Raw genomic sequence first — 15,356 nt, 5'->3', positions numbered from 1 at the left:
TCTAGGCTAGAAGTCATGACTGAATTTGCTTTCCCCACATGGACCGGCCGCACAGATGGTTCCGGGCCCGAACATGCCCGCTGGCACTCCACAGTTAAACCGGTCGATAACACCGAACAGGGCTTTGCCCTGCTTGGGTTCGTGTCAGACGAAGGGGTGATCCGGAATCAAGGTGGTGTGGGTGCAGCCGAGGGACCAGCGGCAATCCGTGCCGCCCTGGGGTCGATGGCTGTGCATCACGAGATCGCCCTGTTTGATGGCGGGGACGCCGTCGTTTCGGACGGGGACCTGGAAGGTGCTCAGCAACGCTACGGTCAGGCTCTGAGCCAGCTGCTGCAACAGCACAAACTCACCGTGGGTATCGGTGGCGGCCACGAAATCACATGGGCCTCGTACCAGGGGGTCCGAGCGGCTTTTCCGACTGCGAAGCTTGGCATCATCAATCTGGATGCCCATTTCGATAATCGTCCCGGAGACCAAGCAACTTCGGGTACTGGTTTTGCCCAGATTATGGCGGCGGAACAGCAGGCAGGTCAGCAGCCGGTCGTCCTCGCGCTGGGAATCGCCGAGCCATCGAATACCCCGGATCTGTTCAACCGGGCACGTGATACCGGGATTGGTTGGGTAACCGACGACCGTTGGGTGACGTATCCGGGCGAGGCCGGCGGCGCTGTTGCCCAGCTGCTGGAACAGGTCGATATTGTGTACCTGACCATTGACTTAGACGTATTGCCCGCTGCAACAGCTCCCGGTGTGAGTGCTCCGGCGTCCTACGGTGTGCCGTTGCCGTTGGTTTCAGCGGTGATTGATCATGTGGCTGCTTCGGGCAAGTTGGTGCACGCTGATATTGCCGAACTGAACCCAAGTGTGGACCAAGAAAACAGAACGGCGGCGGTGGCGGCCCGTTTTGTAGACCGTCTCACCACCGCCGAACGGGGTCGAAACTTCAATACTGGCCAGTCAGCTCGGTCAGCGCCCGAAGCGGGTCAGGCGCAGGGAGTTGAGTACAACCAGTACCGATGACGCGGCCATAGCAGCACCGGCAAACATCGGATTGAGTAACCCGAACGCTGCGATCGGGATACCGGCCGTGTTGTAGGCAAACGCCCAGAACAGGTTGGTCCGAATGATTCCTAGTGTTTTGCGCGACAACTGTAGGGACTGCGACACCTGGGGCAACGATGAACCCATCACGGTGATATCGGCTGCTTCACGGGCAACATCGGTACCCGAGGCCATGGCGATGCCAAGATCTGCCTGTGCCAGCGCAGGGGCATCATTGACGCCGTCTCCGGCCATCGCAACGGTCTTACCGGCTGCTTGGAGTTCCTTGACCATATCGACCTTGTCCTCTGGTCGAACACCGGCAAAGACATCATCCGGGGCAATGCCGACCTCGGCTGCAACCTGGCGGGCCACCGATTCGTTGTCACCGGTCAGCAGCATCGGGGTAATGCCCATGTCTTTGAGGTCAGCAATGGCCTGGGCCGAGGTGTCCTTAATCTGATCTTGCAGCGAGACGATCCCGGCAAGTTGACCATCAATGGCAACCCACACTGCGGTCGCACCGGCAGCTTCAGCATCGGCGAGCGCCTGCTCTTGTTCCGGCGTCAGTGCACCGGTGTGCTCGATAATGAACGTTGACCGACCGGCGGCAACACGCTGCTGGCGTCCTGCGAAGTCCACGGTTCCGATGACGCCGCCACCGGCGGTCGACATGAACTCAGAGACCTCAGGGAGTTCGGCAACGGCTGTGCCGGCCTCGACAATCGCGGCAGCGATCGGGTGTTCGGAACCCAGCTCAACGGCTGCGGCAGCAATCAGAACGTCATCGGAGGGGCGATCGTCAAACGCGATGACATCGGATACAGCCATCTGACCTTCCGTGACGGTACCGGTTTTATCCAGTACAACGGTGTCGACGCCGCGGGAATCTTCCAGCACCTGTGGGCCACTGATCAAGATGCCCATCTGTGAGGCTCGTCCGGTCCCGGCTAACAGGCCGATCGGAGTGGCCAAGCCCAGGGCACACGGGCACGCAATGATCAGTACGGTGACGGCTGCACGGAATGCTGTGGCTGGATCTCCGAACAGCAACCAAACGACCAGCGTGATCAGCGCGATGACCAACACGATGGGCACAAAAACCGCCGAGATACGGTCGGCCAACCGGGCGATCGGGGCCTTTTCGGCTTGCGCTCGGGACACCAGCTTGCCCATCTGGGCCAGCGTGGTGTCTGAGCCGGTGCGGGTTGCCCGCACCACGAGCCGACCGGAGGTGTTGATGGTCGCACCGGTCACGGTGTCGTCTTTGGACACCTCCATCGGAACGGATTCACCGGTAATCAGCGAGGTGTCGATGGCCGAGTGTCCTGAGACAACGAAACCATCGGTGGCGATCTTCTCACCCGGACGAACAACGAACTCGTCACCCACGGCCAGCTCCGATGCATTAATGGTCACTTCTTGACCATCCCGCAGCACCGTTGCAGTATTTGCTGCCAGGTTCAATAGCGAGCGCAGGGCCTCGCCGGCCCGGTTCTTGGCACGAGCTTCGAGGTACCGACCGAGTAGCAGGAAGGTGGTGACCACACCGGCGGTTTCGTAGTACAACGTGTGGTCGTGGCTACCGGCCGCCAGCGTCATGGTTGGGTTCAGCAGTAACTCAACGGTGGAATACACCCACGCGGCGGTCACACCGATGGATACCAGGGTATCCATGGTCGAAGCACCGTGGCGGGCTGCTTTGACGGCTCCGCGGTGGAAAGGCCAGCCGCCCCAGAATGTAATGGGGAACGACAGTGCCATGGCGACCCAGCCCCAGTGTGGGAACTGGAAGACGGTGAACATGGAAATGAAGAACAGCGGGATGGTGAGGATGGCCGACCAGATCAGCCGCGGCTTCAGTTCAGCAACGCCCGGAGCGTCATCGATCTTGGGCTCGTCGATCTCATCGTCAGAGTCACTGCTGACTGGCTGGTCGGGTGCGTCATCGTGAAGGATGGCATCGTAACCGGCCTTCGATACGGCATCGATGAGTATGCGGTCTTCTAGTCCCGCAGGCACCTTGAGGTACGCCTGGTTCAGTGGCAGGTTGACCGAGGCTTCAACGCCGTCGAGTTTTTCGAGTTGACGCTCCACCCGACCCACGCACGAGGCACAGGACATGCCGGAAATGTCCAGCTCCACTTCACGAGTGTCGGTCGTTTCGGGTGACATGAAAATCCTTTGAAAGGTTGAGGGGCGCGTGTTATTCGACGACGGTGTAGCCGGCTTCGGCGACTGCGTCGGAGAGTTGCTGTGCTGAAGGCGTGGGGTTAGAAGTTACGGTGGCCGTTGAGACGCCGTCGTTGACTAAGTCAATATCGACGTCGGTGACGCCCGGTAGCGACTGGAGTTGAGTCGTGACTGAGCCAACGCAGCCTTGGCAGGTGAGGCCTTCAAGTTTCAGGGTGGTCTGTGCCATGGGGATATCTCTTCCTTAACGTAGGAGGCGACCGATGGTGGTCGACACTTCTTGAACTTTTTCGGTGATCACTTCTTCGTCGCCCGAGGCGACGGCCTCGGTGACGCAGTGATTCATGTGGTCGGTCACCAAACCAAGACTCAGTGAGTGCATGGCTTTGTTGACCGCAGAAATCTGTGTGAGCAGATCGATACAGTAGGTGTCTTCTTCGACCATTCGTTTGATGCCGCGCACCTGGCCGTCGATGCGCGCAAGGCGTTTCACATAGTCATCTTTGGCTGAAGAGTAGCCGTGCGGACCGGGGTTGTCTTGCGTTGTAGTCATGATTGCCACCTAGCTCCAATGTGTTCGACTACCTCTAGTTTTATACCCCCAGGGGGTATGTGTCAAGTAAAAATGGTCGGCGGAGAAAATACCCATAGGGGGTATGCAATTCGCGATGTGCGTTGGACTGTAAATTGGCATCGCAACGAGAGATGCGTGTTAGTGGGAGGGAGGCTGCTTCACGAGATAGCTTCGTGTAGTACGGCTGCTAACTTGGTGTTGCTACCGGTGGTCTGACTATGAAATCGGGTTTCCACGAATGCATTGCGCAGGCGATTTCCAATCTGGAATGCATCGGTGTCGAGTTGATAGCCCGCGAGTTTGGTCAGTGCGGAAAAGAACACAAACTGCGCTCGCGTGTTGCCCTCACGAAAGCTATGCACAACATTAAGTTCGCCCCATCGTTCCGCAAGTTCAGCCAAAAATTCATCGCGTTGGTAGTCGCGTAGATAGTTTGCTGCTGCTATTTTGGCGTATTCGGCTTCTGCTGCGTCTGTGAGCTGTGGTCCGGCAGGGTAGTAAGCAAAGCCGTCTTTCGTCATCGGACCGGATGTTGGTGCTGTACGTTCTTGTCCGGCCCACTCGTATACATCTTGGAAAATGTGATGATGTATAGCTTTCATATGGTCGTAGTCGAAGTGGCCAGAGAGAGGGTTTCTCTGTAGCTCGCCGAGACGTATTAAGGTGAAGTATTCCTCAAGCTGTTTCAGGCGCGCTGGATTTGGTTCGCCAAAGGGTTTCCCTGGCCCCGTGAACTTATTCCGTAGCACGGACGTTCCTGGGATAAAATAATCATCCCAGGAACGAAAAATGGGTTCTTGATGACTCACGTTCTGGTGGTCTCAAGGCCCGATGATATATTTGCGACCCAGCTCGCGAGCCTCGTCTCCGGAGATCTCACCGCGAGCGTTTTGCCAAGCAAGCTCGTTCAGATATGGGTCAGTCACCTCGTGTCCAGCTGCACCCAGTGCACCAGTTGCAAAGGACATCATGGCGGCTGCTTCCGCCTCAGTAACGTGCTCACTATGTCTGATTGGTTCTGCCATGCTTACCTCCCTGAACTCAGCATCATTTTACCAGTGAGCGTCGAAGTAGACGCGGGAATGATCGATTAGCCTTCTGGTTGTGCTGGTTTGATGTCTTCGTGTGGTTCCGCAGTATCAGACTCGGACCCGGTGCCCTGTGCTGCGCGTTGTGGGATTCGACCGCCTGCTAAGACCATCTCAACCTGACGGTCCGATAGTCGATGCCGCAACTCGAGCGGCTCGCCTTCCAGCTCTGCGGTCACGGTATTACCCTGCTGTAGTGCATCGCGCAGTCCGGACAGTTCGATGACATCATCACGTCCGATGCGGTCGTAGTCCTCGGGATGCGCAAACTCCAATGGCAGAACACCGAAGTTCGCGAGGTTTTGCCAGTGGATTCGTGCAAACGATTTGGCGATGACCACGCGCAGTCCCAGATGCCGCGGTGCGATCACGGCGTGCTCTCGGGAGGACCCCTGGCCGTAGTTGTCACCACCCACGATTGAATGACCACCAGGGAAGTCCAGGGCTCGCGTCGCGTAGGTTTCATCCACTTGGATGTAGGTGAACTCTGCGATCTTCGGGATGTTACTGCGATATGGCAGTACGCGAGAACCGGCCGGCATAATTTCGTCGGTCGAGACGTCGTCGCCCACCCGGAGTAGCACCGGTACATCGATGTCGTCGGGGAGTTTGTCGAACTCGGGGAGAGATTTGATGTTGGTGCCCTTGACGAGTTCGACCTCGCGGGCTTCAGTCTCCGGCAGGGGTGGGAGGAGCATATCCGTGTTCACGGTGTAGGTTTCTGGCAGCTGAACCTGCGGGTAGTCCATTTCCAGATCGCGAGGATCGGTGATTTTGCCGGTCAATGCGGCAGCTGCGGCGGTCTCTGGTGAACACAACCAGACAGCGTCTTCGTCGGTACCCGAACGGCCGGGGAAGTTTCGCGGCATGGTGCGCAAGCTGTTTCGTCCCACCGCAGGAGCCTGGCCCATCCCGATACAGCCCATACAGCCGGACTGGTGAATCCGTGCCCCGGAGCCAATCAGGTCGAACGTCCAGCCACCTTTGGTGAGATCCATCAGAATCTCACGCGAGCTGGGGTTGATATCAAGCGATACTTGGTCGTGTGACTGCTGACCTTTGAGAATTTCGGCGACGACGGCGAAGTCTCGCAGCCCGGGGTTTGCCGAGGAGCCGACGACTACCTGGAATACGTCTTCGCCGGCTGCTTCGCGTACCGGAACGACGTTTCCTGGTGACGACGGCATAGCGATCAGCGGTTCGACTGTGGAGAGATCGATGTGTTCTTCGAGGTCGTAGGTTGCGCCCTCATCCGCTAGGAGTTCTGTGAAGTCATCGGGGCGGCCCACTGCTGTGAAGAATTCTTGAATTGCTTCATCAGCGGGGAAGACACTGGTGGTCGCACCGAGTTCTGCGCCCATGTTGGCGATCACGTGCCGGTCCATCGCCGTCAAGTGTTTCAAGCCCTCGCCGTGATATTCGATGATGCGTCCGGCGCCACCTTTGACACCGTGGCGGCGCAGCATCTCCAAGATCACGTCTTTAGCGGATACCCAGTCGGGCAGTTTGCCGGTCAGTTCCACGCCCCAGACCTCGGGCATCTGGACGTAGAGTGGATCGCCGGCCATGGCCATGGCGATTTCTAGTCCACCCACACCGATCGCCAGCATGCCGATCGCGCCGGCGGCACACGTGTGCGAATCGGAGCCGATCATCGTTGTTCCGGGCCGCCCGAATCGGGCCTGATGCACCGGATGCGATACGCCGTTACCCGGTTTGGAAAACCAGAGCCCATAACGTTGGGCAGCAGATTGTAGAAAGTGGTGGTCTTCGGGGTTCTTCTCGTCAGTTTGCAGTAAGTTGTGATCCACGTATTGGACCGACAGGTCGGTTTCGACCCGGTCTAAACCAAGTGCTTCCAATTCGAGCATGACCATCGTGCCGGTGGCATCCTGGGTGAGGGTCTGGTCAATGGACAGGCCGATCTCGTGGCCTGGTTCAGCGGTCCCGCTCACCAAATGGGAGTTAATGAGTTTTTGTGCAACGTTTTGTGCCATGATAAAGCTCGCCTCCATGTCGTACTTCCGCGGCTGCGGGTTCAGACTTCTACTTTTACGTTAACGATCCTTGCAGAGGAAAGCTAGCAATGAGCCGGGAATTCTCTCAAAGGGTGGTTCACAGCGGTGTGGCTCACTGAGCTCCGAGCTCTTGTTGGGATGCCGTTGTAGAGGTACCGTCGACAGGACAACCCCGATTAGTGTGAGGTAGTTCATGGCATCGTTGTCACCGCATCTCAAACAGGCCACTCCCGTCACCGTCGATCATGCGCTTGGTAGCTCCGTTTACGATGTTGAGGGCCGACGGCACCTCGACTTCACGGCGGGCATCGGCGTCGTCAGCACCGGTCATTGCCACCCGCGCGTAGTTGCCGCCGCCCAACAGCAAGTGGGCTCGCTCATTCACGGTCAGTACACCACGGTGCAGCATCGGCCCTTATTAGAACTAACCGAGCGTCTAGCCAGTGTGCTGCCGCCGCACCTAGATTCAGTGTTTTTTGCGAATTCTGGAAGTGAGGCCGTCGAGGCGGCACTACGTCTCACCCGCCAGGCCACAAGGCGCCCCAATGTCGTCGTCTTCCACGGCGGATTTCACGGTCGAACCGTAGCGACGGCGTCGATGACGACTTCCGGGACTAGATTCTCAGCCGGGTTCTCCCCGTTGATGCCCGGCGTCCATGTTGCCCCGTTTCCCACCGCATACCGTTACGGATGGAGCGAAGAACAGGCGACGGAATTTGCGCTGCAGGAGTTGGACTATCTTTTCGCCACGATCACAGCGCCCGAAGAAGTCGCGGCTTTCGTTGTTGAACCGGTGTTGGGCGAAGGCGGCTATGTTCCGGGGAACACACAGTTCTTTGCCGGATTGCGCGAGCGGGCAGACCGACACGGCATTTTGTTAGTGATGGATGAGATCCAAACTGGGTTCGGGCGTACCGGCCAGTACTTCGGCCACCAGCACTTCGGGGTGACACCGGACGTCATTACCTTCGCAAAGGGCATCGCTTCGGGTTTCCCACTGTCGGGGATCGCTGCGTCTGAAGAGCTGATGAGCCAAGCTTGGCCTGGTTCCCAGGGCGGCACCTATGGGGCAAACGCTGTGTCCTGTGCTGCTGCTGTCGCCACCATCGATGTGATCGCCGAGGAACAGTTGGTCGATAATGCCGCCCAGCGCGGTGCCCAATTGCTGGCCGGAGCTAAAGACCGTGCCGTGGACGGTATCGGTGACGTGCGTGGGCTGGGTTTGATGGTGGGCAGCGAATTCACTGCTTCGGATGGTTCCCCGGACACCGCTCGGGCCCAAGCTGCGCAGCAGGAGGCTGGTCGTCGTGGTTTATTGCTGCTGACGTGCGGCGCTCACATGAATGTCGTACGGATGATTCCGCCACTGGTGGTCACCAAAGAAGAGATTGATGAGGGGCTGAGTATTTGGTCTGAGGTCCTCGCAACCGTATAACGGGCAGGCTTTAGGCCAGGAGTTGCTCCACGAAATGGGCGACTGCTAACACGAGGTCGTCAGCATGACGTGGGCCCACGATCTGTAGTCCGACCGGCAGGCCGGCTGCCGTAGTACCAACCGGAATGCTGATGGCAGGTTGTTGGGTGAGGTTGAACGGATAGCTCAGTGTTGCCCATTGAGGCCAATGATCCATTCCACTACCGGGCGGCACATCATGGCCCGCTTCGAAGGCAGGGATGCCCACCGTGGGTGTTAGCAGTATGTCGTGCCGCTCGTGGAAGGCGCCCATAGCGATCCCCACTTGTGCAGCGACGTCACGTGCCTGCAGGTACTCTACGGCTGTGTGCCGTTTGCCCTGGTCCCATAGGCGTCCGAGTCCGGGATCGACGGTGTCGCGGGCACCGGGCATTTTCTCCAGTAGAGTCGCCGCTCCGCTGGACCATAGTATGTCGAAGGCCTCGAGTGGATCGGGGAACCCGGGATCCTCTGTAGCGACGTTGAGGCCGGCGTTGTCAATGCGTTTGATGGCAGCTTCAACGATCTGGGCGACCTCAGGATCGACGGATGCGAAGCCCAGATCGGGGGAGTAGGCGACGTGTATGCCAGTGACTTCACGGTTCACCGCACTGCGGTAGGTAGCTTGTGGGGGAGCCTGTGACGTGGGATCTCGGTAGTCCGGCGAGCTGAGGATGTCCATCAGCAGTGCGGCATCTTCAACGGTGCGGGTCATCGGGCCAGCATGGGCCAACGGACCGAATGGACTGGCCGGGAACATCGGAATTCGGCCGTGGGTTGGCTTGAATCCCACGATGCCGCAGAAAGCTGCGGGGATGCGAATACTCCCACCGCCGTCGGTGCCGACTGCGCACGGCCCCATCCCGGCCGCAACGGCTGCTGCGGCACCACCTGAGGATCCGCCGGCTGTCAGGCGTGGATCTATGGGATTTCGGGTGATGCCGCTGAGCGGACTGTCGGTGACCGCCTTCCAAGCTAATTCCGGTGTTGTTGTCTTGCCGACAAACACCATCCCGTCTGAGCGCAACCGTGCCGCCACCGGGGAGTCTACGGTCCAGGGTTGATCGGGGTCGACAGCACCTGAACCGCGGAGCGTTGGCCATCCAGCGGTCAGGAAAATGTCTTTGATCGAGACCGGCACACCGTCGAGCAATCCTTGCGGTTGGTCTGCGTGCCAGCGGGATTCCGAGGCCTTGGCTTGCTCAAGCGCCGTATTGCGGTCCACATAGCAGTACGCGCCGAACGATCCATCAATTTCGTCGATGCGGTCGAGTACTGCCGTCGTGGCCTCAACGGGGGATAATTCTTGGGTTGTGTAGGCTTCGACCAGCTGTGTGGCAGTCATATCAGTAGGGTTCATAACGGCTCCCGGGGCATGGTGCTCAGGTACCCACCCTGTGGACCTGCAGCATTCGACGAGCAGGGCTTGATGACAACCTAGGGTCGAAGCAAGATGTTGTCAATGAATCGAGGTCTCCAAGCCATTGTGCTGATTCGGCGGGCTCTTCGCCGCGTAGCGTGTAGCTAGGGGATCGTCATGTGTGTGTTGGCTAGCGCACGATGGTTCGCATTGGCGAAACTTAATGCGCTTCGCCGGGGGAGCACCGCAGATTCGCTCCACTCAGACAACATGAATGCGACCTTGGCCTGCATTTGATTGCTCAGGAGCTGGAACGAATCGTCCGGGTCGGTTCCCACCAGCCCCCGCAATAGCCACCAGGTCCAGGCGGCCGCTCCGGCGTTGGCGACGAAGTCAGGGATCACAGGGATGCCTCGCACCGCCAGCAGCTCCTCGGCTTGCGGTGTTGTGGCGGAGTTCGCTGCCTCAACCACGGTTCGAGCCGTAATGTGAGGCACCGCTTCCGTGGTTAGAGCGTAGGAGAACGCAGCGGGGATCAGAATATCTGACGGCAGAGATAGCACTGCTTCACTGGGCAGTCGTTGTATGTGGTTCGGCACTCCGGAGCGGTCAATTTCACCATAGGAGTCCCGTAGTGCCAGCAGTGCCGGAACATCGAGCCCGGCCGGATCGTAGAGGGTCCCGGCCGCGTCGGCGATGGCGACCACTGGAGCCCCGGCGTCGTGCAAGAACCACCCGGCACCGCCGCCCATGGTGCCAATGCCTTGGATTGCCACCGTGGTATCGGCTAGGTTCCAGCCCAGAGCGTTTGCGGTCCCCAGGCACGCTTGGGCGACTCCGTACCCGCCGATCACATCACGCAGTGGCAGCCCGCCCGGGGCCTGCGTGGCCATCCCGTTGAGAACCCGCTGAAGAGTCTGGTCGGGGTCGTCGGATAGTTGAAGGGCCGCATGGTATGACTTGCTGAGGCCAAGGCTGAGCAGTACCTCGTCAAGATCAGTTTGGCTGATGCCCATATCCTCGGCGGTTACCCAGTGCTTGTCGAGCCACGGCAACATGGCCGTGAAGAACCGCTGAAGGATCTCAAGGGCCTCAGGATGATGCGGATCGATATCCAAACCAGCTTTCGCGCCACCTACCGGCAGCCCGAAGGCGGCAGTTTTCAGCGTCATGCGACGAGCAAGATCTGTTACCTCGGATAGTGTGCATCCGGCGCGCATGCGGGTGCCCCCGGTTGCCAGTCCGCCTACGAGGCTGTGGATGACCAGAAAACCGCGTGTTCCAGTCACCGGGTCCACCCACGTCTGTTCGTGTACGGGAGGACCGTCGATCAGGGCGGAAGAATCGGAGTGATCCCCCCGCTGCGTTAGGTGCGGATCTTCATACCGCTCATACCGTGAAGAGTTTGGAATTGTCGTCAAGGTTCTCACCTCCACCATTGGCCGAGTACCTGATATTTGCGTCGGCGCGGGCCTGATGCAGAAGGTTCTGGCCTTTTGGTTATCACGTAGCCTGTAACCCCAGTGTGAGCCACCGTGCGCCAGAGCGTCTAGTGGCAATTTCTACATGATGATTTTCACGGTTTCTGCATGGTTCCGTTGCAGCTGGATTAGACTGACTGATATGGACCTGTCACTGCGTCGTTTGCGGATGCTACGTGAGCTGCATCGGCGGGGCACTGTGACCGCAGTCGCTGAGGCCCTGCACTATAGTCCGTCCGGGATTTCTCAGCAGTTGGCCCAATTGGAGCGGGATGTCGGAGTGGTGTTAGTCGAACGCTTCGGGCGTCGTATCCGACTCACCGAGCTGGGCCTGCTCCTCGCCGAACACGCTGAGGATATTCTGGCCTCGGTGGATCGTGCCTCGATGGCTCTGGAACAGGCGCAGGGCGGGGTTTCGGCGCGACTGACTGCTGGAGTGTGGGCCTCCGTAGCCTCGGGCCTGGTCACCCCGGCACTGGGCGCGCTAGCCAAGGCGTACCCGGGCCTAGAGGTACGTACCGTTGAGTTGGCTCCCGAATCAACAGCCGAAGCTGTGATGGACGGTTCATTAGATTTTTCTTTCGTCATTGACTACATGAATTATCCTCTGGTCTGGGACCCAACTCTGGTTCGCGAAGTGATCGCGGTGGAACGTCTTTATGCTGCGGTTCCAGCCGGAAGTATCCCCGGAACGACTGTGGCGCTGCTCGACCTGAGTGAACATCCTTGGATCCTGGCTGGTTCCCGCTCGCATTTGGGCAAAGCGGTCTTGCTCGCCTGTCGACAGCAGGGGTTCGACCCGCAGATCATGCATACGGTCGAAGAACAGTCGACCGCATTGGCGATGGTTGCAGGTGGGCTGGGCGTATCACTGGTATCCGATCTCGCATTGGACTCGGTTCCCGAGGGTGTAAGTATCGTGGCGTTGGACCAGCCTGTGATGCGCACCGTGTCGATTGCGCGGCGCCGTGCAGCCGGCCCACGTTCTGCACTGGACCTGGTCATTGATGCGGTTCGCACAGCAGCAGCCGAAAAAGGTATTGCCGCCGACACTGAGCCTCCGCTGGAAGCCGGAAGCGTTGAGGACCGGTAGCCGCAGCTGCCCGGTGGCTGCGTTCCGTCGGTCTTGGTGCCTAGATGTCTTGGATGTCTCGCGCATCAACGATGACGCCGTCTTCATCGGCGTAGACCATGGCGCCGGGAACGAATTCGACGTTGTGAAGAGCTACCGGAATATCGCGGATCCCAATGTTGTTCTTAGCTGATTTGCGCGGGTTGGAGCCCAGCGCTTTGACGCCCAGGGGGAGTTCCTCAATTTCATGACGATCGCGCACAGCCCCGTGGATGATAACTCCTGCCCAACCATTATCGGCGAACGCTTTGGCCACGTTGCCACCCATCAGTGCGGTGTGGAGGCTGCCGCCCCCGTCGACCACGAGCACCTGGCCGTTGCCCGGTTCATCAGCAATCGCTTTGACCAGCCCATTGTCGTGTAGGCATTTCACGGTGCGGATGCGTCCGTGGAATTGGCGGTGCTGACCTAGGCTTTGCAGCTGTAGGTCTAGTGATGCCACCTCTTCTTCCAAGTCATCGTAGATATCTGAGGTGTAGAAGATTTCACGGTTGGTCATGCTGCTCTTTCCTGTTGGAAGTTTTGTGGGGACTCCCTCGTGCTCACGCACGTCATTCTATGCGCGGTAGGAGGGTTTGGTGAAGAGGCGGTTGAGGTGGTGATCGATGACTGCAAGCGCGTCGTCAGCGGAGATCTGGCCGACCACCGCGTGCTGTACCAGGCCGTCGGCCACCGTTGCTAACGACAGGGCCTCCCGTTCGACATCCACGTCATCAGATACCTTGCCGAATTGTTGAGCGGTGCGCAGCTGATTGGTGAGTATGTCGTGCAGCCCTAACCAGGCGTGACGAATGATTTCGGCTAGTTCATCGTCGACTATTGCATGCGCCACGAACGCCAACCAGACGGCGCTGCCGAACCGCTGCTGCTCATCGACAGGAAGTGTCTGGTGCATGACCGCGCGGATGATCGATTCGGGTTCGTCCGGGTGCTGTGACCTTTCTAGCAGCGACGAAGCGCCAGCCTGGGCAAGATCCACCATGTGCTGACATGCGAACAGGAGCATTTGGTCCTTGGTGCGGAAGTAGTGCTGAACGGTGCCCATCGACACTCCGGCCTCTGCTGCCACGGAGCGCAGGGTGACGGCGTTGAGTCCACGCAACGCTATGATGCTCCAGATCGCCTGGGCTAGCTCGCGTCGGCGTCGATCATGATCAACGATTTTGGGCATGGAACCTCCTCAGAACTATTATCATGCAGGTGCATTGTAAAATGCCACACTTGAATATTATAATGCAAGTGAATGATAAACGGCGGTTAGGCTTCCTATGATCTCGATAAAGAATCTTTCGAAACACTATGGGGACAGCATTGCGGTTGACGACCTCACGGTCGATGTTCAACCGGGGCTGGTCATAGGCTTTCTTGGACCCAACGGTGCGGGAAAGACCACCACGATGCGCATGATCCTCGGACTCGATACGCCCACTTCTGGAACCGCGACGATTGCGGGGCGCCCATATCGCCAGGTGCGGGCACCGTTGTATGAGGTCGGCACGTTGATCGATCCCAACGCCCTGCACACGGGCCGTACTGCACGAGATCACCTGCGGTGGCTGGCTCGAGCAGGAGGAATCTCTGGCTCCCGCGTTGCAAAAGTACTTGAGTTGGTCGAATTAGACCAAGCAGCGGATCGGCCGGTCGCTGGGTTCTCGCTGGGGATGTCTCAGCGGTTGGGTATCGCAGCCGCGCTGCTGGGCGATCCGGGCACGCTGATCCTTGACGAGCCTTCCAATGGCCTTGACCCGGCCGGTATGCGATGGATGCGACGCCTCTTACGCCAGATGGCAGACCAGGGGCGCACAGTGTTCGTCTCGTCGCATCTGCTGGCGGAGATGCAGCAGATCGCCGACCGAGTAATCGTCATCAACCAAGGGCGGCTCGTTACTGACATCGATGTCGAAGAGTTAGCCATGGGCTTGGAACATGTGAAGGTGCGCTCACCACACGCTGGTCAGCTGACCACATTGCTGGAAGCCGAGCGAGCCACGGTGCAGACAGCGGACAGTGGCCCAGAGACTTTCAAAGTCACCGGTTTGTCGGCCGAACGCATTGGAGAGATCGCGGCAGAAAACCGCATCCCGTTGTATGAGCTGACGCCGGAACAGCTGAGCCTGGAATCAGCGTTTATGACCATGACCCAGACCGAAACTTCCGCGGAATGAGGTACCATCATGACAAATATTCAGCATAAGACTCAGGGAGAGCGTCAAGAACGCAGCAGCACATCCGAACCAGGTCTTCATGCGACTGTCGCATCGGAAGTGTTGAAACTGCGCACGTTGGCCTTCCCTAAAGTGCTCGGCCTCATCTCCATCGTTCTGTCCGCTCTGACCGCAGTGCTGTTCCTGGTGACAATCGAGGCGACGCAGGGAGATCCGCTGGAGGCGTTGCCTGCATCGGATGTCGCAAGCACTGCCCTGCTGGGTGTGGATGCCACTGCAATCGTGCTGATCGTTCTGGGTGGCTGGCTGGTCGCCACGGAATATGCCAGCGGCATGATCCACACTTCGATGGTGGCCACACCAAACCGACTCAAGTTATATACTGCAAAACTTATCGTCACCGCGGGGCTGGGAATGATCGCCGGACTGCTGACGGCCGTGGTTACGCTGTTGTCGGCTCAACTGGTACTGATCGCACAAGGATTACCTGCCCTGAATTTTGTGGAGCCCGAGCTGCTGCGCATGAGTTTTGGGAGCCTGCTGATGGTCCCGTTCTATGCGATCCTCGCTGCTGCTGCCGCATTTGTGCTTCGCAGTACCGGGGGAGCAGTGGTCGTTACGCTTGCGGTGATGTTTATTCCCGCGGTAATCAATATGCTGCCGTCCGCCGGTCAAGAGCTGCTGCTTCCCCTGCTGCCCAGCTCCGCATTAGCCAGTATCTTCGGTTTGGCGGAAGTTGGCGATCCCGCACACCTGGTGCCGCTGCTGGCCGCGGTTTCGTTGCTGGTCTGGTGGGTGGTGTTCATCGGCTTCGGCTTTGCTCGGTTTGCACGCCGTGATGCCTGATG

At 58.8% G+C, this 15,356-nt stretch carries 15 protein-coding genes; 5 read left to right on the top strand and 10 right to left on the bottom strand.

What is annotated here, in order from left to right; all coding sequences use genetic code 11:
- Nucleotides 1–15 precede the first annotated feature (15 nt).
- Nucleotides 16–1,023: a formimidoylglutamase gene (gene hutG / locus L0H14_RS09035; RefSeq protein ID WP_301418191.1), complete on the top strand. Its 1,008-nt coding sequence runs from the start codon at nucleotides 16–18 to the stop codon at nucleotides 1,021–1,023.
- Here the strand turns inward: hutG and L0H14_RS09030 are convergent.
- The 6 genes from L0H14_RS09030 to L0H14_RS09005 form a co-directional block, all read right to left on the bottom strand.
- On the bottom strand, nucleotides 970–3,219 hold the full coding sequence (locus L0H14_RS09030) for a cation-translocating P-type ATPase (RefSeq protein WP_301421695.1): 2,250 nt from the start codon (nucleotides 3,217–3,219) through the stop codon (nucleotides 970–972). The two genes, hutG and L0H14_RS09030, sit on opposite strands and share 54 nt — an antisense overlap.
- Nucleotides 3,220–3,250: 31 nt before the next feature.
- Nucleotides 3,251–3,466, bottom strand: a complete 216-nt coding sequence (locus tag L0H14_RS09025) for a heavy-metal-associated domain-containing protein (RefSeq protein ID WP_301418195.1) — start codon at nucleotides 3,464–3,466, stop codon at nucleotides 3,251–3,253.
- 15 nt (nucleotides 3,467–3,481) lie between these two features.
- Nucleotides 3,482–3,790: a metal-sensitive transcriptional regulator gene (locus L0H14_RS09020; RefSeq protein ID WP_301418197.1), complete on the bottom strand. Its 309-nt coding sequence runs from the start codon at nucleotides 3,788–3,790 to the stop codon at nucleotides 3,482–3,484.
- Between the two features lie 179 nt (nucleotides 3,791–3,969).
- Entirely contained in the window at nucleotides 3,970–4,560 is a 591-nt protein-coding gene (locus L0H14_RS09015; RefSeq protein ID WP_301418199.1) for a Fic family protein, read from the bottom strand.
- Nucleotides 4,561–4,632: 72 nt separating this feature from the next.
- The gene (locus L0H14_RS09010) at nucleotides 4,633–4,836 is read right to left on the bottom strand and encodes a hypothetical protein (RefSeq protein ID WP_301418200.1); all 204 of its coding nucleotides are present in this window, start codon (nucleotides 4,834–4,836) and stop codon (nucleotides 4,633–4,635) included.
- 65 nt (nucleotides 4,837–4,901) lie between these two features.
- Nucleotides 4,902–6,896 carry an aconitate hydratase gene (locus tag L0H14_RS09005; protein ID WP_301418202.1) on the bottom strand — a complete coding sequence of 665 codons (1,995 nt, stop codon included), beginning with the start codon at nucleotides 6,894–6,896 and terminating at the stop codon, nucleotides 4,902–4,904.
- A gap of 214 nt (nucleotides 6,897–7,110) precedes the next feature.
- Here L0H14_RS09005 and L0H14_RS09000 point away from each other — a divergent pair, with 214 nt between their 5' ends.
- Complete coding sequence (locus L0H14_RS09000) at nucleotides 7,111–8,352, top strand: aspartate aminotransferase family protein (RefSeq protein ID WP_301418205.1); 1,242 nt, start codon at nucleotides 7,111–7,113, stop codon at nucleotides 8,350–8,352.
- Between the two features lie 10 nt (nucleotides 8,353–8,362).
- Here the strand turns inward: L0H14_RS09000 and L0H14_RS08995 are convergent, their stop codons facing one another.
- Nucleotides 8,363–9,730, bottom strand: coding sequence for an amidase (locus L0H14_RS08995; protein WP_301418207.1), 1,368 nt, complete (start codon nucleotides 9,728–9,730; stop codon nucleotides 8,363–8,365).
- Between the two features lie 164 nt (nucleotides 9,731–9,894).
- Complete coding sequence (locus L0H14_RS08990; RefSeq protein WP_301418209.1) at nucleotides 9,895–11,151, bottom strand: Glu/Leu/Phe/Val dehydrogenase dimerization domain-containing protein; 1,257 nt, start codon at nucleotides 11,149–11,151, stop codon at nucleotides 9,895–9,897.
- Between the two features lie 202 nt (nucleotides 11,152–11,353).
- On the opposite strand from L0H14_RS08990, the gene L0H14_RS08985 reads away from it, so the two are divergent.
- Entirely contained in the window at nucleotides 11,354–12,304 is a 951-nt protein-coding gene (locus L0H14_RS08985) for a LysR family transcriptional regulator (protein WP_301418211.1), read from the top strand.
- A 40-nt stretch (nucleotides 12,305–12,344) separates the two neighbouring features.
- On the opposite strand, the gene rraA is transcribed toward L0H14_RS08985, so the two are convergent.
- Nucleotides 12,345–12,842 (bottom strand): ribonuclease E activity regulator RraA, encoded by a 498-nt coding sequence (gene rraA / locus L0H14_RS08980; RefSeq protein ID WP_301418213.1) that lies wholly within the window; start codon nucleotides 12,840–12,842, stop codon nucleotides 12,345–12,347.
- Between the two features lie 57 nt (nucleotides 12,843–12,899).
- Nucleotides 12,900–13,514: a TetR/AcrR family transcriptional regulator gene (locus L0H14_RS08975; RefSeq protein ID WP_301418215.1), complete on the bottom strand. Its 615-nt coding sequence runs from the start codon at nucleotides 13,512–13,514 to the stop codon at nucleotides 12,900–12,902.
- A gap of 97 nt (nucleotides 13,515–13,611) precedes the next feature.
- Here L0H14_RS08975 and L0H14_RS08970 point away from each other — a divergent pair, with 97 nt between their 5' ends.
- The gene (locus L0H14_RS08970) at nucleotides 13,612–14,508 is read left to right on the top strand and encodes an ABC transporter ATP-binding protein (RefSeq protein WP_301418218.1); all 897 of its coding nucleotides are present in this window, start codon (nucleotides 13,612–13,614) and stop codon (nucleotides 14,506–14,508) included.
- A 9-nt stretch (nucleotides 14,509–14,517) separates the two neighbouring features.
- Complete coding sequence (locus L0H14_RS08965) at nucleotides 14,518–15,354, top strand: ABC transporter permease subunit (RefSeq protein ID WP_301421694.1); 837 nt, start codon at nucleotides 14,518–14,520, stop codon at nucleotides 15,352–15,354.
- Nucleotides 15,355–15,356: the final 2 nt, after the last annotated feature.

Source organism: Yaniella sp. (assembly GCF_030453185.1).
In the GTDB taxonomy this organism is placed as follows: Bacteria; Actinomycetota; Actinomycetes; order Actinomycetales; family Micrococcaceae; genus Yaniella.
This window is presented reverse-complemented; position numbering and strand designations above follow the sequence as displayed.